This is a genomic window from Halioglobus sp. Uisw_031 (assembly GCF_047729875.1).
Lineage (GTDB): Bacteria > Pseudomonadota > Gammaproteobacteria > Pseudomonadales > Halieaceae > Marimicrobium.
Genome location: NZ_CP159826.1, coordinates 973,132 through 997,927, shown reverse-complemented (window position 1 = coordinate 997,927; position 24,796 = coordinate 973,132). Strand labels below are relative to the sequence as shown.

At 50.1% G+C, this 24,796-nt stretch carries 19 protein-coding genes and 2 pseudogenes; 7 read left to right on the top strand and 14 right to left on the bottom strand.

The window, feature by feature from the left end:
- Positions 1-2 precede the first annotated feature (2 nt).
- The 6 genes from egtD to ABXT62_RS04640 form a co-directional block, all read right to left on the bottom strand.
- On the bottom strand, positions 3-980 hold the full coding sequence (gene egtD, locus ABXT62_RS04665) for an L-histidine N(alpha)-methyltransferase (protein ID WP_415357437.1): 978 nt from the start codon (positions 978-980) through the stop codon (positions 3-5).
- Positions 977-2,242 (bottom strand): ergothioneine biosynthesis protein EgtB, encoded by a 1,266-nt coding sequence (gene egtB / locus ABXT62_RS04660; RefSeq protein WP_415357436.1) that lies wholly within the window; start codon positions 2,240-2,242, stop codon positions 977-979. Before egtB ends, egtD begins: the two co-directional genes overlap by 4 nt.
- Before the next feature lie 49 nt (positions 2,243-2,291).
- Positions 2,292-3,026, bottom strand: a complete 735-nt coding sequence (locus ABXT62_RS04655) for a PhzF family phenazine biosynthesis protein (protein ID WP_415357435.1) — start codon at positions 3,024-3,026, stop codon at positions 2,292-2,294.
- A 223-nt stretch (positions 3,027-3,249) separates the two neighbouring features.
- The gene (locus ABXT62_RS04650; RefSeq protein WP_415357434.1) at positions 3,250-4,467 is read right to left on the bottom strand and encodes a DUF3089 domain-containing protein; all 1,218 of its coding nucleotides are present in this window, start codon (positions 4,465-4,467) and stop codon (positions 3,250-3,252) included.
- A 180-nt stretch (positions 4,468-4,647) separates the two neighbouring features.
- Positions 4,648-6,804 carry a molybdopterin-containing oxidoreductase family protein gene (locus ABXT62_RS04645; RefSeq protein ID WP_415357433.1) on the bottom strand — a complete coding sequence of 719 codons (2,157 nt, stop codon included), beginning with the start codon at positions 6,802-6,804 and terminating at the stop codon, positions 4,648-4,650.
- Positions 6,805-6,865: 61 nt separating this feature from the next.
- Entirely contained in the window at positions 6,866-7,939 is a 1,074-nt protein-coding gene (locus ABXT62_RS04640; RefSeq protein WP_415357432.1) for a hypothetical protein, read from the bottom strand.
- A 312-nt stretch (positions 7,940-8,251) separates the two neighbouring features.
- Here ABXT62_RS04640 and ABXT62_RS04635 point away from each other — a divergent pair.
- A pseudogene (locus tag ABXT62_RS04635) lies at positions 8,252-8,492 on the top strand (IS91 family transposase); the annotation flags it as partial.
- Positions 8,493-8,866: 374 nt separating this feature from the next.
- Positions 8,867-10,014, top strand: a protein-coding gene (locus tag ABXT62_RS04630; protein WP_415357431.1) for an IS3 family transposase whose coding sequence is annotated in 2 segments (ribosomal slippage) — positions 8,867-9,110 and positions 9,110-10,014 — 1,149 coding nt in all. Because the reading frame shifts where the segments join, the coding sequence is not laid out codon by codon here.
- 36 nt (positions 10,015-10,050) lie between these two features.
- Here ABXT62_RS04630 and ABXT62_RS04625 read toward each other — a convergent pair.
- Complete coding sequence (locus ABXT62_RS04625) at positions 10,051-10,965, bottom strand: hypothetical protein (RefSeq protein WP_415357430.1); 915 nt, start codon at positions 10,963-10,965, stop codon at positions 10,051-10,053.
- 729 nt (positions 10,966-11,694) lie between these two features.
- On the opposite strand from ABXT62_RS04625, the gene ABXT62_RS04620 reads away from it, so the two are divergent.
- On the top strand, positions 11,695-11,829 hold the full coding sequence (locus tag ABXT62_RS04620; protein WP_415357429.1) for a hypothetical protein: 135 nt from the start codon (positions 11,695-11,697) through the stop codon (positions 11,827-11,829).
- A 247-nt stretch (positions 11,830-12,076) separates the two neighbouring features.
- On the opposite strand, the gene ABXT62_RS04615 is transcribed toward ABXT62_RS04620, so the two are convergent.
- On the bottom strand, positions 12,077-12,616 hold the full coding sequence (locus ABXT62_RS04615) for a hypothetical protein (protein WP_415357428.1): 540 nt from the start codon (positions 12,614-12,616) through the stop codon (positions 12,077-12,079).
- Between the two features lie 954 nt (positions 12,617-13,570).
- Entirely contained in the window at positions 13,571-13,954 is a 384-nt protein-coding gene (locus ABXT62_RS04610; protein ID WP_415357427.1) for an MBL fold metallo-hydrolase, read from the bottom strand.
- A gap of 332 nt (positions 13,955-14,286) precedes the next feature.
- Between ABXT62_RS04610 and ABXT62_RS04605 the strand changes: the two genes are divergently transcribed.
- On the top strand, positions 14,287-16,233 hold the full coding sequence (locus ABXT62_RS04605) for a S9 family peptidase (protein ID WP_415357426.1): 1,947 nt from the start codon (positions 14,287-14,289) through the stop codon (positions 16,231-16,233).
- A gap of 94 nt (positions 16,234-16,327) precedes the next feature.
- Here the strand turns inward: ABXT62_RS04605 and msrB are convergent, their stop codons facing one another.
- Entirely contained in the window at positions 16,328-16,837 is a 510-nt protein-coding gene (gene msrB, locus ABXT62_RS04600; RefSeq protein WP_415357425.1) for a peptide-methionine (R)-S-oxide reductase MsrB, read from the bottom strand.
- A gap of 68 nt (positions 16,838-16,905) precedes the next feature.
- Here msrB and ABXT62_RS04595 point away from each other — a divergent pair.
- Both ABXT62_RS04595 and ABXT62_RS04590 read left to right on the top strand, forming a co-directional pair.
- Positions 16,906-17,207 (top strand): annotated as a pseudogene (locus ABXT62_RS04595) (IS91 family transposase); the annotation flags it as partial.
- 711 nt (positions 17,208-17,918) lie between these two features.
- Positions 17,919-19,175 (top strand): tyrosine-type recombinase/integrase, encoded by a 1,257-nt coding sequence (locus tag ABXT62_RS04590; protein ID WP_415357424.1) that lies wholly within the window; start codon positions 17,919-17,921, stop codon positions 19,173-19,175.
- 871 nt (positions 19,176-20,046) lie between these two features.
- On the opposite strand, the gene ABXT62_RS04585 is transcribed toward ABXT62_RS04590, so the two are convergent.
- The 4 genes from ABXT62_RS04585 to ABXT62_RS04570 form a co-directional block, all read right to left on the bottom strand.
- Positions 20,047-20,514 (bottom strand): hypothetical protein, encoded by a 468-nt coding sequence (locus ABXT62_RS04585; RefSeq protein ID WP_415357423.1) that lies wholly within the window; start codon positions 20,512-20,514, stop codon positions 20,047-20,049.
- 35 nt (positions 20,515-20,549) lie between these two features.
- Complete coding sequence (locus tag ABXT62_RS04580) at positions 20,550-21,659, bottom strand: DUF1214 domain-containing protein (protein ID WP_415357422.1); 1,110 nt, start codon at positions 21,657-21,659, stop codon at positions 20,550-20,552.
- Between the two features lie 60 nt (positions 21,660-21,719).
- Positions 21,720-22,505 carry an acetoacetate decarboxylase family protein gene (locus ABXT62_RS04575; protein ID WP_415357421.1) on the bottom strand — a complete coding sequence of 262 codons (786 nt, stop codon included), beginning with the start codon at positions 22,503-22,505 and terminating at the stop codon, positions 21,720-21,722.
- Positions 22,506-22,889: 384 nt separating this feature from the next.
- Entirely contained in the window at positions 22,890-23,225 is a 336-nt protein-coding gene (locus tag ABXT62_RS04570) for a hypothetical protein (protein ID WP_415357420.1), read from the bottom strand.
- Between the two features lie 370 nt (positions 23,226-23,595).
- Here ABXT62_RS04570 and ABXT62_RS04565 point away from each other — a divergent pair.
- Positions 23,596-24,713 (top strand): IS3 family transposase gene (locus ABXT62_RS04565; protein WP_415358164.1). Its coding sequence is split into 2 segments (ribosomal slippage): positions 23,596-23,812 and positions 23,812-24,713, totalling 1,119 coding nucleotides; the frame shifts between segments, so codons are not numbered across the junction.
- Positions 24,714-24,796: the final 83 nt, after the last annotated feature.

Sequence of the window (24,796 nt, the reverse complement as noted above, 5' to 3'; positions counted from 1 at the left end):
GCTCAGGCGCGTTCTAGGTAGTGCACGCTGAATAACTCGTCGGCGTCCATCCAACTCTGCGCCAGCTTCAATCCGGCTGCCTCCACCAGTGCCGCAAATGATTGTGGCGTGTACTTGTAAGAGCTTTCCGTGTGCAGGGTTTCGCCGAGCGCAAACTCCACGGTGCCGCCGTTACAGCGCACCGACTGCTCCCGCTCGCTGACCAAGTGCATTTCGATGCGCCGGGCCTCGGTGTTATAAAATGCATGGTGGTGAAAGCTGTCTTCTTCAAATTCCGCATCCATCACCTCATTTAACCGGCGCAGCACATTGAGGTTAAATTCTGCTGTAACGCCCTGACTGTCGTTATACGCTGCGTTCAGACGATCACTGGATTTATGCGTATCAACGCCAACAAGGGCGCCACCATTCTCACCCATCATATCGCGTACCCGGATCAGGAATTCTGCCGCCAGGTTCGGCTCCAAGTTGCCTATCGTTGAGCCGGGATAAAACACCACGCGCTTTCCTGCCGGCAAATCATCGAGAAAAGACCAGCCCTGGTTGAAATCAGCACACACCGCATAGATATCGAGCCAAGGGTACTCGCTACCGAGCTCAAGGGCCGCCGACTGCAGAAAATCTGCAGAGATATCCATTGGTACATAGGCTGAGGGCTGAAGGGTGTCGAGCAATATCCGCACCTTCTCGCTGGAGCCGCTACCAGGCTCAATAAATAAGCAGCCATGGCCACACCGCGCACTGATTTGTTCACAGTTCTCGGTAAGAATAGCGACTTCCGTGCGCGTGGGATAATACTCGGGTAGACGTGTGATTTGGTCAAATAACTGTGAGCCATACTCGTCGTAGAACCACTTCGGGTTCACGGTTTTTTGAGTAGTTTGCAAGCCGGCGAGGATTTCCTCACGGCTGTGACTCAGGTCGGGATGCTCATTTCTGAACATCACCTTGTCGCTCTTGCGCGACGCTTGTTTCATCATTGATCTGTCTCTTTGTCTAGGGTGCGGGCCAGTCGAATACCGCTGAACTGCCAACGGTCTTGCGGGTAAAAAAAGTTTCGGTAACTGGGTCGAGCCTGACTGCTTTTTGTTACACAGGAGCCGCCGCGCAATACCCACTGGTTGCTCATAAATTTTCCGTTGTACTCACCGATGGCTCCCGGGGAGGGCTTGTAGCCCGGATAGGGGGTATAGGCGCTGCGAGTCCATTGCCAGCATTCACCATAGAGTTGGCTTACGCCTTTATCATCGGCAGCCACTCGTGGATGATAGTGCCCATCGTCCATGCCGCCAAGGGAATCAGGCTGGTCAACAGCGACCTTCTCCCACTCCTGTTCCGTGGGCAACCGTGCGCCCGCCCATTGAGCATAGGCCTCAGCCTCATAGCCGCTGACATGACACAGCGGGCGAGCGGCATCACGCGGCTGTGAACCGTACAGCGTGAACTCCCTCTGCTCGCCGTCTCTGTTCAACCAGTGCAGTGGTGCGGTCCAGCCTTCCGCCACTGCGATGGCCCAGCCGTCAGCCAGCCACAATTCTGGGCGCTGATATCCGCCATCATCAACAAAGGCCTGAAACTCACCGTTGCTTACCAGCCGACTGGCAAACTCGAAGGGTTCGACAAAATAGCGATGCCGTGGCAGTTCATTATCAAAGCAAAAACCTTGTCCCGAATGGCCAATGGTAATGAGGCCCCCTTCATCACGCAGCCACCGCAATGGCGGCGCAGTGACACTCGTGGATAGCGCTTGTGACAGGTACTCGGGGTACAGTGGGTTTGCACTCAGAGAATACTTGAAGTCGGTGAAAAACAACTCCTGATGTTGGCGCTCGTGTTCAATGCCCAACAGCATGCGCTCATGAATCGTTTTGCGCGCTGTATCACTCGCAGCAGCAGCCAGCGCTAGCACTGCGGCATCAACGAATTCACGGTAGGCCAGCACGTCCTCCAGTGGGGGACGAGACAACAAACCACGCTGATCGCGGGGGTGCTGCGCGCCAATGCCATTATAATAAGAATTAAACAACACCTCATACAGCGGCTGCGGCGACTCATAGCCGCTGGCGAAGGGCTTAAGAATGAAGGTTTCAAAAAACCAGCTGGTATGCGCCAGATGCCACTTGGGCGGACTGGCAAATGCGGCCGCCTGCAAGCTGTAATCTTCTGGCAACAGCGGCGCGCAGATAGTCACAGACTGCTGCCGGGTTTCCACAAACGCTGCGACTATTGCTTCATCGTCCATCGCCGACACTCTTTATCTCCAGCACTGCAGCGTTTCGAAACCAGTACACTCAAACACCCTCTGCCTCTACTCGACCGCCTACCCAAGTGATGCCGCCTTCTATGCGACTGAACAAATGACCACCCTCAACAGAACATTGCCATGCGCGCAGTTCATTATAACCGCCCTGCGCCTGCCAGAAATCCGCCAGCACCCGCATGGCAGAGCCGGTGGCAATATCTTCGGCGATGCCATGTTGCGGGGCAAAATACCGTTGTCTTATATCCAGCGCTGGGCTTTGGGTATCAGCACAGGTGGCGATGATCGCTCGGCCGGTATGCTCTGCCAGTTCAGCGCCGGGCACGGTGAGATCTCTCAGGTCCGCACTATCTGGCCAGCACAGTATCAGGTAGCCCGCTTCACCCCCAGCCACCGCGGCCGATTGGGGTGCGCTGCCAAAGACGTTCTTAACCCACTCTGGCACCACACTGGGCTCGCTAGCTATCGGGTCAAAACCGACCCAACTGATGTCTCGGTGCCGTGAAAATCGCACATTGGCATCGTTCATAATCATACGCGAGACTACTTCTCCTCGCTGTGTCCATATTGTTCCACAACTCAATAACCCGTGACCACACAGGCTGATGGGCTGCCCCATCGGCGTCCAACAGCGCACCTGCGGCACGCCGTTTTCCCCTAGCCACGTGCAGCACTGAGTGACATGACTGGGCTGCGGCGCTGTCTCCGGCTCTGCTTTCATCATCATCACGCGGCAAGGGTTACCCTGGGCCACGGGCATAGACATTGATAGCCCAGCGTCTGCAAACACGCGAACCGAGTGAATGTGGGGTACTTGCGTAATCGTTCTTCCTTGTCCTCAAGAACCTAAACTCAGCGGACACCAGTGGACATTAACGTTGCGTATGATAATGCCGTAAAGCACATGCTGCAATCGTTTGAGTGACCAACGAAGAGACCGCTTTCACCTCATAGGGGCGTAAGGAAATAACCCATTTCTGCTGAATCCGCTATTGATCCTGCAGCCAAGCTTCGGCCTGAGCGGAGCCCAGGTCTACTAGGTCGCCCATCGGCAGCGTCATATCGACCAGATGCAGGCCCCACCCCGGGAAAATGACGAATTCGCCATTAAAGTCGTCTGCTCGGGGATCGAGCGGATCAGCGTGCGCTGTGGCTTCCAGATAGCTGATGCCATTATCATCCAGCGCGCACTGCCCGCTGATGAAATCCGGCATTGCATAAAAGGGTGTGGTAATCGGTGGAGCCGATGTTGAGTCTGCATAGGGTCCGTCGGCACGCTTGACGATGAGTCGGTCGATAACACCGGGTACAGCGGCGACCGGGAAATAGCTATGAAGACTGGCGTCACCACCGGCCAGGGCCGCTGGGTTGGTGCACACAGCGGTTAATCCATTACTGGGAGTGCCAAATACGGCAAGGCCCGCTGCGAGTTCGGGGTCAGATTGACGATAGATAGAATAGTTTACAACGCAACCCGTTTGGTCGGAGGTGCGGCAGACAGACACTTGCTGGAAATCACCACCGACATCGGCTCCCTCGGGCGTGCGCACTGCGGAACCTATCAAATGTGCCGAGACTAGGTGCTGTAGCAGGTACTCATCATTCTCAATCGTGTCCGCTATCAGCTTCTTGAGGTGACCAGCGCCCTGGGAGTGTCCAAGCAGTATGAAACCCCGGCCATTATTGTCGTTAGCCATATAATGCTGAAAACTGTCGAGAACATCGGCGTAGGCTATTGACCCACCTTCGCCAAAGGCGCCGCTAGCAATGGCGGCAAGCGTAATCTGGCGGTACACCGGGGCAAACATACGGCAAAAGCGTGAGTAACGCGCCGCCTGATTCAGTGTCGTAAAAATTTCTTCGGCGCCCTCTTCCAGATCGGCGTTAGTGCCCGGATCGCCGCTGACAGTCGGGTAGACATAAAAGCAGTCCACTTTAGGGTCGGCTTCTCGGTTATGCAGCTCCACTTCGGTAGAGCCATCGGCAAATACGAGGGTCGCATCGAGATTGCTCGCACAGACATTGTTCTCATCAGTCAGCGCAGGGTGGCATAGCCAATTGTCACCACCACTGTAAACAGCGCTAACGACTCCAGCAAAGGGGTTGGGTGGGCCCTGATCCAGCTGTGGGTCATTGTTATTACTGTCGCTGCAGGCTACGAGCAAGGAACTCAAAACAAGGGCGAAGGCAATCAAAATACGATTCATGTTTATGTCTCACAGTGGTGAATAGTCTACATTCCTTTTGTGGCATCCACAGCCTTTGGCAAACAGCCAGCTGGATCCCCCAAAACGCTACAGTATCGAAGTGACAGCGAGTATTTTGCGTCCGCCAACGTCGTCCGTCAAATGTTTCAGTTCGGTAGCGTTCCCTTTAATGCTGATAAATCAGTTACTAACAGCACTGATATGCGCAATGACACCGTTCATGTGCGACATGCCTGATGCGGGCTCTATGGAGTCCGGCCCACTGGGCATCAATCGATTGATATTAGCACCGTGAGTTTTACTGGCGATGCTGAGACCACTGGCCTGTTGATGGCCCCAGCCATGGGGGATGGCGATGGTTCCTGGCATCATGTCGTCGTCGACTTTTACCGGGACTTCAATGCTGTGTTCCCCGACGCGGGCTAACGCCCTGCCGCCATCGACAAGGCCACATGCTTTGGCATCCGTTTCGTTGATGTAGAGATAGTTGGTATTGCGTTCACCTTTAACAAAGGCGTCTACATTGTGTGCCCAGCTGTTATGGCTAAACCGTTCTCGCTTTTGAATCAACTTTAACGTATCACTATTGGCCAACTCCTGTGCAAAAGTGGACTCCAGTGTCTGCTCCGCGCGAGCCACCAGATCTGCAGGTGCCAGCTCTATTTTACCCGATGGGGTCATCACCCGCTGCCCCAGATAGTCGCCGGGTTGATTGGGCTCCAGCAGCAGCCCGTCAGGGTGTTTGCGCATATTGCTAATGCCGCCCAATTTGGCTGATCGCAGCAGTAAGCCCAAAAACAGTTTTTCCATTGTTGCCAATTGGCCAATAAACGGAGTTTTTTTGAGCCACACGCCGGCGTTACTTGCCCACTGCAGCCATCGTGAACCCGCAAGGTGGACCCCTGCGGCATTACAAATCTGTCGCAGTATCAGACCTTCATCACGACAACTGCCTGGTGGTGCGATGACAGCATCGGTATAGGAAAAGCTGCGCGTTGGCATTAACCCCATCATAGTAAAAAAGTAAAATGGAATGTCAGCGCGTTCGAGTGAATGCAGCCCGGGCAAGATATAATCGGCATGCGCTGCGGTTTCGTTACGCACGATATCCAGGCACACAAACAACTCTAGATCATCGAATGCTTGTGACAGCCGGTCACTGCCGCTGCAGGTCAGCAAGGGGTTGCCTGACATATTAAACATGGCACGAACCTTACCTTTGCCGGGTGTCAGTATTTCTTCAGCCATAATGCCTGCTGGAATAGTGGAATTGACATAGGGTATATCGTTGATTCGTGACGTTAAGGTTTCTGTCGGCAGATCAATGCGAGGTACAACACCTTTGCCGGCTAACACACCGCCACGTTTATCCAAATTCCCACTGATGGCGTTAATCGCTTCCTGTATCCAGTAGACCAGCAAGCCAAAGCGACCCTGATTGACGCCGGTGGAAAAGTACATGGCTGCCCCGTCGGCGGCCATATAGTCCTGCACCATGCGTCGTAGCGTGTCAGCGGGTATTCGTGTCACCTGTGCGACTCGATCCGCTGTCCAGGCCTGCGCAACGTCGGCCAGTGTGTCATAGCCGTTCATATAGGTCGCAACACGTTGTTGATCAACTCCGCCACAGCGAATCAGTTCATTGAGAAAGCCGAGTGCGAAAAAGATATCGGTATCAGGCCTGATGGCAATGTGTTCACCTAGGCGTTTGGCTGATTCGGTCTTTCTTGGGTTGACCCAATACACCTTGCCGCCCCGTTGCTCTATGGCCTGCAATTTTTCCATAGGGTGGGGCATCGAAATGAAACTCATTTTTGAAATGACAGGATTGCTGCCAATGGCTATCAATAACTGGGTGTGCTCGATATCGGGAAACACTTGGTCGTTGGCTGAGCCAAACAGGCGTTCGCCGCCGGCAAATTTATTGGCACAATCCTGGGTGCCGGGTGTAAACAGCTTATTAGCACCAAAGGCTTTCAGGAACAGGGTCATTGCCGTTGTTGGCCAAAAGCTGAAGCTGATGGGGTTGCCCATATACGCGGCGATTGCTTCACCGCCGTGTTCGCTGTGTATGGCTTTTAACTTTTCTCCAATTTCGCTTAGGGCCTGTGACCAGCTAATAGCTTGAAACTCGCCGTCTATCTTTTTTAGAGGTGAGGTGAGTCGATCAGGGTTATGAGCGAAGTCACCCATTTTTAAACCTTTCATGCAGGCATAGCCCTTGCTTGCGACATGGTCGGGGTTGGGCTCAATACTAATGATTTTCTCGTTATCAGTATTAACAATGAGGCCGCATTGCGCTTCGCATATTCTGCAAAACGTTTTTTGGGTTTTCATAAACTCCAACCTACCGATAGTCGTGCAATGAAAAGTTTGACGATTTATTAGAACATGATTGCTAAGCGCGTATAAAATTGGTCGTGGGCGTACAGGGGAGATCAAGCGTGCTGATCAATCCTGGTGCATGCTGACACACGGCGTCAATGGCGTTGATCATTCTTAGTGCAGTGCATTGTACTCCGCCGGTGTTGTAGTCCCCATCACTTCCTTCGAGGAAACACTCTACCGTAACACTGGGGCTACCTTTGATCACGCATCTGTGAACACCTTGCTTGCCCGCTGGTGGCATCGGCCAATGGGGCGCAATGTCGTCACGAAGTCGGTTAACGTGCTCGGTAACGATCACGGGGCGACCGTAAGCCATACCCTCTAGGCGGAAGCGAACTGCCGCACAAGTATCCTTAGGCACATGCATCATAGGGGTGTCGAAGGCCTCGTCTGTGAAGCAACGCTCGTAGCTCTCTCTGATCTCGTCTAACGGTATACCCACGCGATCAGCCATCATTTGTACCATGCCACCCCACCCTGAACGCAGCACACCCTCTAGCGCCATGATTGGTGTGGCAGATTCAGGCTGACCAAAGCCGAACGCGACACCCGTGAATTCGGGGTCCTCATAGGTTGAGTAATCGACAAGCTCTTGCACCAGTAACTGGTCGACGTTGTCGGCCATCTGTAATCCCGCCAAGGGCAATATGTCGCCGCTAAATCCAGGGTCAACACCACTAATGAACATCGTTGATTGTCCCTCAAGCGCAGCCTTTTCGAGAGGCTCACGCAAGCCAGCTTCTGCAAATGAGGGGTAGACCAAGAAAATCATCGAGGTAGACAACAGATTTATCCCTGCACTGAGGATAGCAGACATGTCCGCAATCGCTTCGTCGGGACGGTTTTCCCCATTCGCATTGTAAAGAACGCAGTCAGGCTTGAGATTTAGCAATGCTTTTGCGTCGTTGGTCGCCGTAATGCCCGTTGTTATCGAAAGGCCAGCGATCTCGCCTGCATCTTTGCCGACTTTGGCCGGGCTATGCGCATGAAGACCAACAAGCTCGTAGTCAGGATGTTCGATGAGGTGTCTTAGACTGTGGTAACCCACATTGCCGGTGCCCCACTGCACAACGCGAAAGCTCATAAAATTTACTCCAATAGTGATGAATCTTGTATAACCATGCCGAGGATCAGTGCGCCCTCAGTGCCTGCGCAACCAAAGCCCCACACTTTCTCAAGAACGACAAAGAAAAACAAGGAAACCAAGAAAACTAAGAAAACTAAGTTTAGAGACTTGAAGTTTTCAATAGCGTCTCCTTACTGATTTAGCGTTAGCCTTATGCAAATAGACTCAAGAGCGTGCCCCGCTTTGCTGAGGGTGTCTCAAGCGGGGCTATGGACGGAGGTGCGAGTAGCGCATGTATAGGGATATCCTGTTCGCTCTTGCGAAGATCAACTCGTTACACCTGCCAAACGCGGCAAAGGCGCTATTGCGTATCGCCAATACTGACGTTCGCTCACCCGCTGAACGGCACATCGCGATGTCCTGGGCCCAGCGACTCAAGCGCGTCTTCAATATCGATATCGACATTGAAGTTTGCGATCGCTGTGGTGGGTCCGTCAAAGTCATCGCCTGTATTGAGGACCAGGACGTTATCGATAGCATCCTAGCTCATCTTCGCGAGAAAGAACAAAGCAAGGAACAAGGCCGCCCTACCCTATCGCACCTGGCGCGCCCCTCCCGAGCTCCCCGGGGCCATTACTTCTTTTCGCAGGACGCGAATCCACAACACTAAATCAGCGAGGACCCTACTGAAAAACGCGTGGCACGGACGGTTGCATGCTATCGCTCAGGAATGAACAAATATGAATTGTGCGATCTCTCACATCGGCAGACATTCATTGAGGCAGACCGACTAGCCTTAATATTTTTAGCCGCGGTAACGCGTATTGATGAGGCTATCTTTTCACGATAGCCCTTTTATTTGTTCTATACTTAAAAGCACTATGGAATTCCCAGGGCTTGCTAGACACCTAATAGCGTTAAAGTGTAAATCTATGAGAGGTGTCTATGAAAGACAAACGATACACAGAAGAATTTAAGATTGAAGCGATAAAGCAAGTAACCGATCGTGGGTATTCAGTCGCGGAAGTTGCAGTGCGACTCGGCACCACAACACACAGCCTGTATGCCTGGTTAAAGAAGTATAAGGAGCCAAGCCCTCGACAAGCCGACAGTTTTGATCTCTCAGCAGAGAATGCCAAGCTCAAGGCCGACTTGCGCCGCATGACAGAGGAGCGCGACATTCTAAAAAAGGCCGCCGTGTACTTTGCCAGCAACCCCGGGTGAAGTACGAATTTATTCGTGATAATCGCCGTGAGTTCTCCGTCAAAGCGATGTGTCGAATTTTCACATTGAATCGCAGTAACTTTTACGCATGGTTGACCAAACCATTGTCGAATAGAGCAAATGAATACCAGCGATTATTGAAGGCGATCAGGAAATTTTCTATTGCCAGCGGAGCCACTTATGGTAGTCCCTGGATTCACCGAGATCTTTGTGAAGAAGCCGAAACTTGCAGTGTTCATCGTGTGGCTAAAATAATGCGACAGATTAGAATAAAGGCACAAATAGGCTATAAACGCCGTTATATGAAGAGAGGAAAACTGGCTAGCGTTGCTGACAATTTATTGAATAGAAAATTCGATTCTGATGCACCAAATAAGTCTTGGGTGAGTGATATTATTTATATTCACACCTATGAAGGTTTCCTTTATGTGGCAACAGTACTTAATCTTTTTTCAAGGGGTATTGTAGGCTGGTCGACGGATAAAAACATGGATCGGCATTTGGTTATCAGAGCGTTGATGATGGCCGTCTGGAAGCGCCAGAACAAAGAAAGGATTCATGTTCATAGCGACCAAGGCAGCCAATATGGTAGTGCTGGCTATCTATCGTTTCTGAAAGGGAACAACCTTGAGCCCTCGATGAGACGCCGTGGAAACTGTCATGATAATGCTGTTGCAGAAAGCTTCTTTGCTACGTTCAAGAAGCGCGTTACTCAACGAAAGATCTACACAATCCGAGAAGATGCAAAGACAGAGATATTTAATTTCATTGAGCTGTTTTACAGTCTTGTAAAACGGCATAGTCACGCCGGATCCATGTCTCCCGTTAAGTTTGAAGAAGACTATTATTCGAGACTAGAAAGTGTCTAGCAAACCCTGGGAATTTCATACTATTATAATCTAATGCTAGGCGCGAAGGCTTCTTACGCCCTTGGCAATACTACTAGTCGAGTTGCCTAGAGACTTAGTTGGTCTAAACCAGCCTCTTTGCTGCCTTTTCAGCCAGCCGAGTGTTTCATTGGAGATATTAATCAAATCGGCTTCATTTCTAATGCTATAGCTATCATGCTCTTCAATGTCCTCATGCAGTGAAATTCCGGCACGACGCTTCAACCACTCGAGATCACCTTCCTTGGTTAGCAATAAGCGTTGGAACAGATCGCTATGTAGATGAAACGGCCGACCTGTGAGTTTGGAAAGCTTCTTAACGCGGTTACTGTCATTTTTGTCCGTACCAGGAAAATGCTTGCGATAAATGTATAAAAGCTGAATAGCTGGTAATGAAAGCGACACGTTTTCGCCCTCTGAAACATGCTCCGTTCGTGTCAAGCCCAATTGCCCCAGGAAATCGCTCACGACATCACTATCTGTAAAATTGCTGCGGCAATATTTGCTGATATTCAACTGATCGCGACCGTAAACTGCGTCTATCTTTGCAATTGCCTTCTCGAAAATGAGTATAAATTGCTGTTCAAGGCCTCGATATCGTGTTTTTAATATTTCTTGAAATGCACTTTCTATACGTGATTTATGTGGACGCAGGTAGATATAAATCTTAAGTTCAGAAAAATATTGGGCGAAAAAATCACGTAGGTCTTCGTGTTCTTCTTGTCGAAATGTACTAATAGACTCCGCTGACAGAATCATATTTGGGCAGCTTATCTTTTCAATAATGGTGTTGATCCGGCCTCTTGCATTCTCTTGAATTTCTCTAGCTTCTTGGATAGACAGTTTTGGCCCGCTGTACTGAGGTGTATTTCCGTAATCGCGCTTAAAGGCTTGGAGCATAAGCAATGAAGAATTGGGGCTGCCCGCATGCAAGTATCTGTACGAGTCTCCCAAATCGGCATGGAATAGGTAGTTTTGTATGACTGAAGTCCCGGTTTTGTGATAACCAGCATGTATGTGTAGGGTTCTTTTTCTCTGCATTTTATTTCAACTTGTTAATACGCCAGGGGAAGTCTGAAGCAAAGTTTTTTGTGTCCCACATGCCAGCCTAAACTAAATGACAATAAAAACCCCCTGTGTTTTCGTCTGAATTGCCCACGCTTTTGACCAATTCAGGGTTTATTTGCATGTAATGTTGACTCGTTAATTCCGATAAGGGCCGTTACATCATCCATCCAAACATTACTCTTTCTTCCTAATTATTCATGGATCATATGGCGTACAAACGGGGCAATGTTCGTCATCATAGTAGCCAGCAAATAAAGTATAGGACAAATAAAAGCACTATTGTGAAAAAATAGCCCCATCAAAACCACTTGCCGCGCCTAAAAAAATCAAGGCTAGTCGGTCTGCCTCACTGACTGTCTGCCGATGTGAGTGATCGGACAATGCATATTTGTTCATTCATGAACGATAGCATGCCACCGTTCATGAATGAACAAATATGCATTGTGCGACCACCTCAGCGAACAACTTTTCAGGGCAATCGGTGGTTATTTCGTGAATTTCTCCCGTTCAGTCGGCCGTATCAGTGATGAAACCTACTCTCAACAGGCCGTTTATTTGTCCTATACTTAGGACCGGCTTCTGCACGATCGCCTGATGATTGCCATCGCCGGTTTGCTGGTGCGGAGCTGGTCCATCGCAATATTGAGCCAGGGCATGGATAAGGCATTAAAAAACAATCACGGTATTAACAATGCTTTCCCCTCTGCCACCGATAGTCGTGGGCAGTGAATCGGCAAGCGCTGAAGCAGTCACTACGGTAGAACATTTTTTCTCACCTGATAGCCGAATAGTGACAGAAGCCTCATACGCAGTACTGGCCAATGTGGAACACGTATCTCACACGTTTTCACAGGGATCACGTGGAAAAGATATAGGAGGCTCAGGCACTCTGCCTCCTCCAATGTGAACCCGTGTCAGTGGCCCTAGGTTTACTACGGTAAGGACTACTGACTCGGGGCAATTCAGGGAAAGGTTACTACCCCGCGTACTCTAGAGATGAATGATGCACAACAATGCGAAGTTGCCCAGCGTCATCTTTTACGTACTGCCAAGTTTTATCTACCGTTGTGACGTTTCCGTCTTTGTCGGTAAAGTGCACCTTACCCATCGTACTGGCGCTATCGCCTGCGATAAAAACTGCAGCGTTATCGATTTCGCATTTTGTCCAGTCATTCAGCGCAAAACCACTGTCATTCGGGTAGGCCGGGTCACCGCCAACAAAGTAGGAAAGCGCACCAGCACGTGTGGTGCGAAAAGTCTGCGGATTAACGGCGAGTGTGGGTTTGAACAAAACAGGGCCCATTTGGTAGGCGTATGCGGAATCTATTACTGACTCGGCAAGAGCTTTGGCAGCTGCCGGGCCACTTTTGGCATTGGTGGCACTAATTTCAACCAGTGCCTCGCACCAGCCTTTTTGGGCTGCTAATACTTCAGCTTCGCTGATAGGCTCCTCAGCCAAAGCAGGGGTAATAGCAGTCATTAGGACTGCTGCAGTTGTAATGGACGCTCTTTTCATGTGGTTCTCCAATTTTACCCATCGAATGAAACGCGAGACCATGGGCGGCAGCCTAACGTTTGAGCTAACATGTTGACGCATTGACTGCAGCAGTGACACACAGTCTTGCGTCTGGGCCCAGCGCCAAGATGAGCCTAGTAAACGCAGCCCTATTTTATAACTTGATCGGCTAAGATTGGGGTTAATATGGCATAGAAAACTAGGCAAAGACAAGGGCGATCTGCTGAGGAAGTGGGCGCAGCAAGAGCAAGGCGGACTAGTGAACTGATGAAAAAAAGCTGGCGTTTTATTTGCCTCGTGCGACGTATTTCTGCCATCAAATGCCAATGATTGATCGAATGACAATAGGTTACACGGTTAAATTGTTAACGCACACTCCGGTATATTTTGGCTTAATGCAATAATATTACCGACTATAATATCGGTGTAGAATCCAGTGTCATGTGTAGGAAGTCTGCGCATGGAGGTAGGATGCTACTGAAAAACGTGTGGCACGGACGGTTGCATGCTATCGTTCAGGAATGGACGGATATGAATTGTGCGACCACCTCAGCGAACAACTTTTCAGGGCAATCGGTGGTTATTTCGTGAATTTCTCCCGTTCAGTCGGCCGTATCAGTGATGAAACCTACTCTCAACAGGCCGTTTATTTGTCCTATACTTCACAGTATTTAGCGGCTAGGATTTCGAATGTGCGGCGACATCAAAGTGCTGTCATACTAGCGACGACTTGACCCGCACAAATTACTAGAAACACGGCGACAAGGCCAATCATCATTTTTTCATCGTTACACTCTCTACCGTAAGTTATTACAATCGTTAGCGGCGCCTGCGGTGTCCGCCATTATTTATGCCTGACTACAAGCCTTCACTGTTGCGAATGATTTCATCCGAATACGCCCGCAGTGAAAAGGTCACACCATCCTGGCCAACCGTGTAATCTGGAAAAACGACTCAGCACCGTTCAGGAATAACATTTTTTGTCCGAGGAATACCAAGGGGTGGTACGGTGTGGTAGTAAAGTAAATGTTCTATGCCGGCATCGCGCGCAGTCTCGGCTGCCTCTAGCGGGCTTGCAGGGTAATCACGGATGTCATGCATCATCTTGGCGTCGCTGCTGTTACCGGTTTTCTCGGCCACTTTCTCCGCCATTTCGACCAGGTTGGTCGCGAGTGCTTCGTGCACCAGTAAATCAACGTCTCCGGCAAATTTTTGGACGTTGGCCGACTTCGCCGTATCGCCGGTGATCAGCAGTGAACGGCCCTCTTCTGTGTATCTAAACGCCGCCATAACGCGGTTTATTTTGCGAATTCGAGCGTTGTATTTCAGGGGTTTCACCCAAGCCTTGTTGGTATAGTATTACAAGGTCATTATCGAACTTGATCAGAAGAGCTTGTTAATTAAGCCTACTGTAGATAAAGCGCCGCGCCCAAGATATCGTTTTGGCCGACGTCCCTTGGCTTCTATTTTAAGTCACTTGGTCTTAGGTTCAGTCGGCATTTTTGGTACACTGCAAGGTGCCCCGCTGCGGTAAGACAGCTTAACGCACCCGCGTGCCATGGCTACGGATAATCAATAGGAATGAATGACTTGAAAGCATTCTATCCTGTTCTATTTTGCTCGAGAATTGCGCCTGTTCGATATTTTATCAGCTCTACGGATACAACCTTATGAACGCACCCTTCGGCTCTTGGAAATCGCCCATTACCAGCGACTTAATCGTCGCTGGCACAATAGGCATAGCATCCCCAACTTGGCACAGAGGCCAGCTATTATGGATCGAGTCGCGACCACAGGAGGCCGGGCGCAATGTATTGGTCATCCGTGAGCAAGATGGCAGCGACCGGGATATTAATCCTGCGCCGTTTAATATCCGTACTCGCGTACATGAATATGGCGGTGGCGCATGGTTCTTACACAATGGCGCAGTATTTTTCTCTAACTTCTCTGATCAGCACCTTTACCGACAGGGGCTTCACGACGGAGAGCCGACGCAAATTACGCACGATGAAGGGCTGCGGTTCGCGAATGGCTGCGTCGATGAAAGAAGAAATCGAATCATCAGTATCATTGAAGATCATCGAGGCGACGGCGAAGCTATCAATTTCATTGGCGCTATTGACATCGAATCTGGTGACATTACAGAAATGAGTAAGGGCCATGACTTTTATGCTGCACCGGTCATAAGCCCCGACGGTAAAAAGCTTGCGTTCATGACGTGGGATCACCCGAATATGCCCTGGGATGAAACCAGCATTTGGCTAGCGGATCTAAACGAAGCTGGCATGCCGGATGCGTTAGTTAAAGTTGCCGGAGGGAAAGATGGCAAGCAAAAAATCTCAGTGCAACAACCCGTATTTTCGCCGGTGGGAGAACTCTTTTTTATCTCAGATATCTCCGGCTGGTGGAACCTTTATCGCCAGAGTCGTGATCAGAGTATCTGCCCAATGGAAGCCGAATTCGGAAGCCCGCAGTGGGGTTTTGGATTACACTCTTATGACTTCTTGAGCAATACTCAACTCCTTTGCAACTATGGCATCTCTAATGTTAGCCAATTAGCTGTGCTCGATATCGAAACCGGTCGCTTAAACAAGATCGACCTGCCCTATTCAGATCTTGGCGGCATATCACTGAATGGACAGTTACTAACGACCGGTGCTGCGTCACCGACTACATTTCCTGAGTTAATCACCGTTGACATTGTGAGCGGAAAACATGAGATATTTAAGCAGTCCACGACTCTGACTATTGATGAAGCTTACTACTCTGTGCCTGAAACCATTACATTTCCAACCGCAAATGAGCAGATAGCACACGGTTTTTATTACCCACCTACAAGCAAGGATTATAGGGGAGTAATTTCAGACAAAGACAGCCAGGACGACGCTCCGCCATTGGTTGTAATGATGCACGGAGGCCCCACAGGGGCGACACACAGCGCATTAAATCTTCGGACTCAGTTCTGGACCAGTCGTGGCTTCGCGGTACTGGATCTCAACTACCGCGGTTCAACTGGATACGGTCGAAAATATAGGGACAAACTCATCAGACAATGGGGTATCGTTGATGTTGAAGATGCTGTCCACGGCGCTGATTATCTCGTCCAGCGGGGTAAAGCAGATAAAGACAGGTTAGCCATTCGGGGTGGCAGCGCTGGCGGCTATACAACACTTTCTGCACTCACTTTTACCGACACATTTAAGGCGGGCGCAAGCCATTTTGGCGTTAGCGATCTAGAAGCTTTAGCAAAAGACACCCATAAATTCGAGTCGCGCTACCTTGATAGCATGATCGGAGTTTATCCAGACGAAATTGAAATCTATAAAGCACGATCACCCATTCATCATGTCGATCAAATGGCTAGTCCATGTATTTTCTTTCAAGGACTCGAAGACAAAGTCGTCCCGCCAAATCAGGCAGAAACGATGGTCGAAGCCTTAACCAAAAAAGGCGTTCCGGTGGCTTACGTGCCCTTTGAAAACGAGCAACATGGTTTTAGAATCGCCAAGAACATCAAGCGATGCATGGATCTAGAGCTTTATTTCTATAGCAGGATCTTTAGGTTTAATCCGGCCGATCCGATAGAGCCGATAGCGATCATCAACGTAGATAGTTAAGCAACAGCCTACCGTGTGCTGTCTGACGGTGCCTACGGGGCACCCCAACACTAACAGCAAGCCGAGGGCAGCCTACTCCGCTCGCTGCTTTCGCTCACACGAGTTCGGGCAGGGGCTGATCCTCTGGTACAAATTTCAGTGCGAGGCCGTTGTTGCAATAGCGCTTCCCAGTGGGCGCTGGACCATCATCGAAAATGTGCCCCTGATGGCCTCCGCAACGTGCACAGTGATACTCTGTACGTGGCAATATCAGCTTGAAGTCTTTTTTGGTGCCAATGTTATCGGCGTATAAGGGCCTCCAAAAGCTTGGCCAGCCAGTACGGCTGTCATACTTCGTTGCAGACGAAAACAACGGGAGGTTACAACCAGCGCACGTATACGTGCCAGCACTCTCTTCTTTGTTAAGAGGACTGGAGCCAGAAGGCTCGGTTGCATCGTTGCGCAACACCTGAAAGCGATCATTCGGTAGTAGCGCGCGCCACTGCGCTTCAGACAGTTGTAATGGAAATTTATTTTTACTATCGCCGGCGCTGCAGGCCGTCAGCGGGAGCGTTGCGCCCGCGCCAAAGAGCGCAAGCGCGTTGCAAAAGAGTCTCCTGTTCAAAATACGTTCTCCGATGCTTAGAGGTCGGTCGCTGTCTATACTTAGTCAACGCTGGGGGTCTTAAAGTTCACATTAAAGTCGACCCAGTAGATTTCATTGCGCGATTGGCGGCTCTCGTGCCAAAACCGAACCACCGATGACGTGGGGAGGTCACCCCGGCCAAACGCGACAAAGGCGCGAAACGAAGCGCCAATACTGACGTTCGCTCACCCGCTGAACGGTAAGTCGCAATGTCCTGGGCCCAGCGACTCAAGCGCGCATTCAATATCGATATCGAGGTTTGCGGTCATTGCGGTGGATCGATAAGGTCATCGCCTGTATTGAGGACCAGGACGTCATCGATAGCATCCTAGCTCATCTTCGAGAGAAGAAACAAGGCCGCCCTACCCTATCGCACCTGGTGCCACTCTCCCGAGCACGCAGTGAGGCTTACGAATATATGCCGCTGGGTTCCCAGGTTCTGCCGTTCCCCGAAAGTCCACAGACTGATATGGACAAGCTGGTGGCAGGGTTTAGGTCGAAACGGGGACGGGTACTGCTGTGGGAATCTGTGAGCGTTACCAGTGCGGGAGGCCCACAACCACAAGCCGACTGGAACCCTAACGACATATCCCCCGACCTCGCTAAATCGATGACCGAAGCAGTTTAGGAAAAACCCTACTTATTAGATCAAAGAGCTTTAGGAGTGCGAATGTAGCAGAATTTGTAGACTGTTATTAGGACGTAGCATCGGTTAGGAGATCTATTGGTTCTGGAGTTCTATGAGCTATGCAATGTTTCAATATCGCAATTCTTACAGGCGCAGGAGTCTTAGCCAGGGAGATAAAATATTCAGAATATTTGGTGGACTAAACGGGGGGCCAACAAGAGAAAACGTAGATATATTTTTACTATTCAATTGCTTACAGATATGTATGGCGGAGAGCGAGTCCGCCCAGCATACGTCCTATACAGTCCAGCAATGTCTTATTAAGTCAATAATAACAATAGGTTACAGCCTACCGTCGTCCGCAGCAGTCCTATACAATCCAGACAAATCCTGTTACTATTTGATAGTCATTTTGATAGTTGATGAGGTTATATGGCGCGCCAACAGAACCGACTTACCGCACTGAAGGTTACCAAGCTCACCAAGCGGGGACTCTATGCCGATGGTGGAGGACTTTACCTCCAAGTCACCCCGGCAGGCGTGAAATCCTGGCTGTTTCGTTACATGGAGGCCGGCAAGTCATACGGCATGGGACTAGGACCAACACATACCGTAAGCCTAGCGGAAGCACGCCAGAAGGCTTTAGAGGCACGGAAACTGCGTATCGATGGAATCAATCCTCTGAAGGCCAAGAAGCAAAGCCAGATGGCAGCCACGCTAGCGGACGCCAAAATGATGACGTTCGACCAGTGCGCCGAGGCATACATCAAGGCGCATCAGGCAAGTTGGGCAAACGCCAAGCATCGCGCCCAATGGACCAACACGCTCAATACCTACGCCAGCCCGGTGATCGGGAAACTACCGGTGGCAGAGATTGATACGGGCTTAGTTGTGAAATGTCTTACGCCAATATGGGAGAGCAAGACTGAAACGGCCACTCGCGTGCGTGGCCGCATTGAATCGGTACTAGGTTGGGCCGCTACGAGTGGGTATCGTACCGGCGAGAATCCTGCACGATGGAAAGGGCATCTGGAAAACCTGCTGGCAACAATTAGCAAGAACAGTCGAGAAAAGCATCATCCTTCACTGCCCTGGCAGCACGTCGGTACTTTTATATCTGCACTTCGTTTACGTAAGGGAGTATCTGCCAGAGCAGTTGAGTTCGCAATCCTAACCGCGTGCCGCTCAGGAGAAGTACGCGGCGCTAAATGGGCTGAGTTTGATTTAAAGAGAAAGGTTTGGACGATACCCGCCGAGCGCATGAAAGCTAAGCGTGAGCATGAAGTCCCCTTGAGCGATGCCGCGTTAGCGATACTGGATTCAATGCCTAGCGATACTGATATTGTATTTGCGGGGACGAAAGGCCAACCTTTGTCTGACATGTCACTGACTGCCGTAATCCGACGCATGAATGACAACGACGCACCAGCCTGGGTGGACGCCGAAGGTAAGGGCGTCACAGTTCATGGGTTCCGCAGCAGTTTTCGCATGTGGGCAGCGGAAGCAACAAATTATCCACGAGACGTTGCAGAGCATGCCCTGGCGCATCAATTACCAGATGCCGTCGAACGTGCCTATCAGCGCGGTTCGCAGTTCACCAAGCGTACTGCGTTAATGGCTGATTGGTCTGTGTATTGTGGCACGGTGCCAACTGCTGCGGTGGTAAAATCAATTCGTGGTGTGGCCTAACAGGTAACGATTAGTCGCTACTGGTGCTTCTTGGCTGGATCTAATCCTATAAAGCCGACCCTAACCCATACGCTCACGGTCCGTGTGACGCACCCTGCCCTTTCGTTTGGCAGGCTGGCACTTCATGATGAAAAGGCTACTTCGTTTGGGTTTAGCGATGGATACTTAGGCATTCATAAATAGCCCAGCAGATTTATACATAAAATAGATTATGCGGCGGCAGCGCACAGTACTTGTACTGCGCATAATCCCATTTTATGTTCAGTCTGCGACCTCATTGTTGCGAGCTAATTGCCTTGGATTTGTGATGTGTAGCTAGAGGGCTTTGCTACTTCAGTTAAATCGAAAGGCAAGCTACCCGGGGGGTATGCTTGCCAGTTGGCAAGCGAAGGTAAGTTACTGCACCCGTATCCAGATGATAGAAATCTGCTAAAGTTTTCCTAAAAAATATTGTATATAAATCTGTGAGTGTTTTCGATTAACGCGCTCTACATTCTTGGGAGTGACAAGGCTGCGGGCGCCAGCCAAAGCAGCCGACGGCACGACCAAGGTTAAATAATATTATTCTTATTGGCTTAGCAGGCATCGGCTACGGCCTTTGGCTGCGCCCGGCCTTGCCTCACCACGTGATACTCACCAGGTTGAGCGTCTTAATATTATGGGTAAAAAAACGGCCCCGAAGGAGCCGCTGTTAAAGGTGGGTTCACTGGCACCGTAGCGGATTGCGAGGTCTGATTGATGAACGCAACCGCTTTCAACGGTTTTGGCTATACGTCATAAACACACTCAACATAACGGATAAAGCCCGCCCACTATAAGAGCGGACGTGACTCTTTTTTCAAGTGCTAGCTTGAGGCTACGGTGTGCCTGATTACGCGGGGTTTGGCGCGAAACGTGGTAGTAAGAGCATAGTGCATGCGGGGTCCGATGCATTTAAATCGCAGGGCGTCCACCCGATTCCAAGCACATCAAACATCAAATCTTTTGGTACAGTGATATAATATTTACCGTCATCGATCAAGTCAGCGATGCGGTTAAAATCATCAATATCATTAGCCGGACTACACCAACCATACGTCGGCGCGCATACTAAAACGCCCGTTGCTTCACACGGCATTTGATACGACCCCACGCCAGAAATGTCCGCAGGCCAACACTTATCACCGCTACCACCTGAATCCACAAAGAGCGATACGGACGACATCTGTGCATCAGGCATTTGCCCGGCTTGAAGTGTTAGGTCATATACCAGAGATTCCCGTGCGTCATCAGCATAGATTGTGACATTATTGATAAACACTTCGGCTTCACGTTGCTCTTCACCAACCAATCGTGTCAATACAGCATTGGGTGCGTATTTAGAGGCGTTGGGTCTTAAAGGTCAGCGAACTTAACGACTTCTCCTTGTGGCGCGGCAATCTTGCCTTCGGCGAGCATAAAGCGCCAGAACACTAGGCCAAGATTACGCCCTTCGGTTTCAATCCAGTTTTTACAACCGGGATCTTGGTGCGCTAGAACGATACGAAAGCTGCCGTCTGATTCGAGCTCTGTCTGCGTTCGGTTTAAAGAGACTTGCCGATTGCGGTAGTCAAAAGTCTGCTGAAATCGATTCCACAAACAGACATTAGCAAAGCAGCAGGTTGGCCAACGTCCGGTCATAATAAGCGCCTCATCATCGGCTAAATAGTAAGGTGCCATTGAATAGTGCGCATCTGCAGCTGCAAGGCCCAGATCAGCGGGTAATGCGGGTATTGGGAAATTGTTGGGTACCAGACCGACAAAATCGGGTTGCTTAGCTTGAGACATTGGTGGCTGACCGATGGTCCGTGAACGCACGAACTCTGCCGCGCGACGAATGCCCTTGGCAACGGATGCGTCAGTGAAAGTATCAGAGGCTTCCTTAAGACCGATTGCTTCAATCGTGATCACCGGTTCCCGATTACGGTCCGCGGCCACACAGATTTTTTCTTCAAAATAGTGTCGCGTTGTCACCGCTGATGCTTTATCCGACAGTGCAAGCCAGTTACGCATGCGCGGCTTGCCACCAATAAACAGTTCAAATCGTCCGTCCTTATCGACATCAAACTGTGTATTGTTTAATACGCCGGCTGTATTACTGCCGAGACTGCCGTCAGCGGTTCCCTCTTCGGCGGTAATTGACATGTAAACCGCGCCGGCCATTTCACCTCGAACAATGTATTCATAATCATTGCTGAGATAAGCATCAAAGTAAATCGCATCTCCATTATCACCAGTAAATTTTCGGGTAGGTGATACGATGCGACGAAAGTGAGGGTAGGCAGCGTCTCCTTCAAAATGCGAATGCAAGCCACCCTCGAGCAAATGCATTAGCGCGCGGTGTGCGCCATAGACATCTTCTTCGCTAGTAATATTCCATTCCTCACTCGCCCAGCGCGTGTCAACTTCTTGTAACAAGCCGATCAGTTCATGCAGTGCGTGTCTCGATTCAGTGGTCACGTCCATCTAATATACCTCACTTATGCTGCTGTATTAAAATTTGTGTATTGATAGAAAATCTGCCCGCTATTCCGATTTTGGGGCACCCATAAAGCCAGGCCAGCGCGACCCAGAAATTACGTCGGTATAAGCCATAAAACTGTCGGGGTCGAGCTTACCTGCCAGTTTTATTTCACGATCTTTAAAGGTTGGCCACCAAAGATGTGCCGATAACTGTTCACGCATTGGTAGCATTTTAGCGATTGGGTCCCATGGACTCTCTAGTAGCTTTAATTGGCCACTAACGTGTTCGCGGTGTTGGGTGCCATAACCGCTACGAACATGAACAACTTGAGGCGGAAAATCAAAGCCTGCAGTAATATCAGAACCCGCGGCACGGGACACTTTTATCCACCACTCGTGCATATCAAAATCAGGTTCATGTTCAGCAATTTCGATCGCTTCGCCAGAAAACTCTAAAAACGTGTAGCCCTGATGACTGCAGCGGGCTACCACTTTGTTGCCCACCCGATAAAACGTTGTGTCACAGGGGAATTTAGGCTGGCCATTCATTTCTTGGCTCATAAAAATGGCTGACTCTTGATCAATGCCATAACCCAAGGTGTACTCGCCATTGATACCATTATGGCTGGCATCGACCGTCATCAATACGCCGTACTCAGGCACGTCAGGCACGGGGAAGTTATATACTATGACGGTCACATTTGGCTCATCGGTAGGCTCTATACCCGGTGGTAATAGGGCTGCGATTTTTTCTGGGTCGGTACGGTATATTACTTTTAGCATGGGCCAATTATTAATATCGCCAGTATTGCCTTGAGGACCACCCAGTGGGTAAGTTGATGTAGACATCTTGCTGTGCTCCTGTTGTAATTAAAAGAATTGCTTACTGATACTCTTGGTAAAAAAAATACTCACATCTTGCACGATACACTTAGTAGAAAAAATTATCCGCCATTGACGCTAAAACGAGTTATTAACCTAGTATATTGAGATTAAATTTCCTGACTGATCCTGCTAACTGTACAGGAGAAATTGGTGCAGTATTTCTCTGGTTAATTGCTTTGTATTTGTCATTGTTATTATACCTTTGTAAATTCCTTGATGGTGCTGTTGTCGTTAGCCGCCGCAGTTGCTCATGACTCAGTTTACTCAGCTCTTGACCCCACTTACTTCGATTGAAAGGGCGCATGTTAATCTTCCAACGGTTGCTGGCGGATTTGGTGAGCACAATCCCTAGCTGTGGCGAGAATTAAGAATCGCCCCGCTACCCCCAAGTTCTCGGCTAAGCGAAACCACATAGGTTCCACCATCGAGGTCCAAGAAAAAACGCCTATAGTGACCATGCTGCTCAATTATCTCACCTCGCTCCGAGGCATACCCCAGGACCTGAGCATAGCCAACTCCCTCAAAAACAGTACTCTGAGCGACCTCTTCCTCAGACAAAAAGATCACTGCCTTTTCGAAATTCTTTTTAAAATTACCCGTTTTCACCGACAGGTAGACCAAAAGCACCCCTAGAGATATTCCGTAGGTGGGAATTGCCAGTGCCAACGCAACTACAAATTTCATATCATATTTCCTTAGCCCTAAAAAACTTACTGCAACACAAGGGCTGTATGTACTGCAATACGAAACAGTATCCTCGAATACCCTTATGCCGTATGTGACCATTCCCGCCAATCTACTGACTATTTGCGCCACTGGGACCTGCTGGACCTTATAGTTGCCTAGAAGACTCCATCTCCCCTCACTGAAAATCGCCAACAAATATGCGTTGGCCTATCCCATTTCTTCGCCGACGCTTATATATAAGGGGCCCCGGGGTCTGGAACTAGCGGGAGCTATCTGTGTCAGGTGAGAGGAAGGCGTTGATTGACTTTGGCTGTGTCGGCAGGGCTGGTAGCCTTGCAGCTTGCCTAGCAGGAACCTTCAGAATCAGTTGGCCTTGCAGCTCCACCGAATTTCCAGCAGGAGGCTCAACGTGGCTGATGTCGCTGGCAGGCTAGGAATGACGACGCACAGCCTTTATGCCTGGATCAAGAAGTATGGACCTGACTCAGTCGAGCATAACGCTAAGACGGATGACCAGGCTGAGATACGCCGGCTGAAGAAGGAGCTCAAGAAGACAACAGAGGAGCGCGACCTGCTAAAAAAAGCCGCGGTGTACTTCGCCAACCAGCGCGAGTGAGGTATGCCTTTATACGTGCCGAGAGTAAGACATGGCCGGTACGGGCGCTATGTGACCTGTTTGATGTCCATCCCAGCGGTTATTACGCATGGCTGAACAAACCTCGTTCTAAGCGCTCGGTTGCCAATGAACGGCTCACGGGGCTAATCAAGCCATTCTGGCTGAAAAGCGGTGGTGTGTATGGGTATCGGAAGATATTCAGTGACCTACGCGAGTATGGAGAATACTGCGGGGAGAACCGGGTCTACCGCCTAATGCATATCGCCGGGCTGCGAGCACAGGTGGGTTACCGGCGACCACGTCACCGAAGTGGGTCGCCCCATGTCGTCGTTCCAAATCGGTTGCAGCGACAGTTCAGTACGGCCACACCCGATGAAGCTTGGGTCACCGATATCACGTATATCCGTACCCATAAAGGCTGGCTTTACCTGGCAGTGGTGCTTGATTTGTTCTCTCGTCGCGTCATTGGTTGGTCGATGCACTCACGGATAACGAAAGAACTGGCACTGGATGCATTGTTAATGGCGGTATGGCGTCGCAACCCTCAGAACGTCGTCACGGTGCACTCGGATCAAGGTAGCCAGTACACAAGCCATGAATGGCAGGCTTTCCTAAAGGAACATGGCTTGGAAGGAAGTATGACTCGACGTGGCAACTGTCATGACAATGCCGTAGCGGAGAGCTTTTTCCAGTTACTTAAACGCGAACGAATTCGCCGACACATTTACTCAACGAGAGAAGCAGCACGCAGTGATGTCTTCAATTATATTGAGATGTTTTACAACACTCGGAGGCGGCATGGTTTCAATAACCAGCTGTCACCGGTAGAGTATGAAGCGCAGTATCAAGAACGGCTGGCGAGTGTCTAGAGAATTGGGGGCGATTCATTCCACCATAGACCTTTTATCCGTCTTATACTTGCATTCTATTCGGTGCAAGGAGGAGTGGTCTT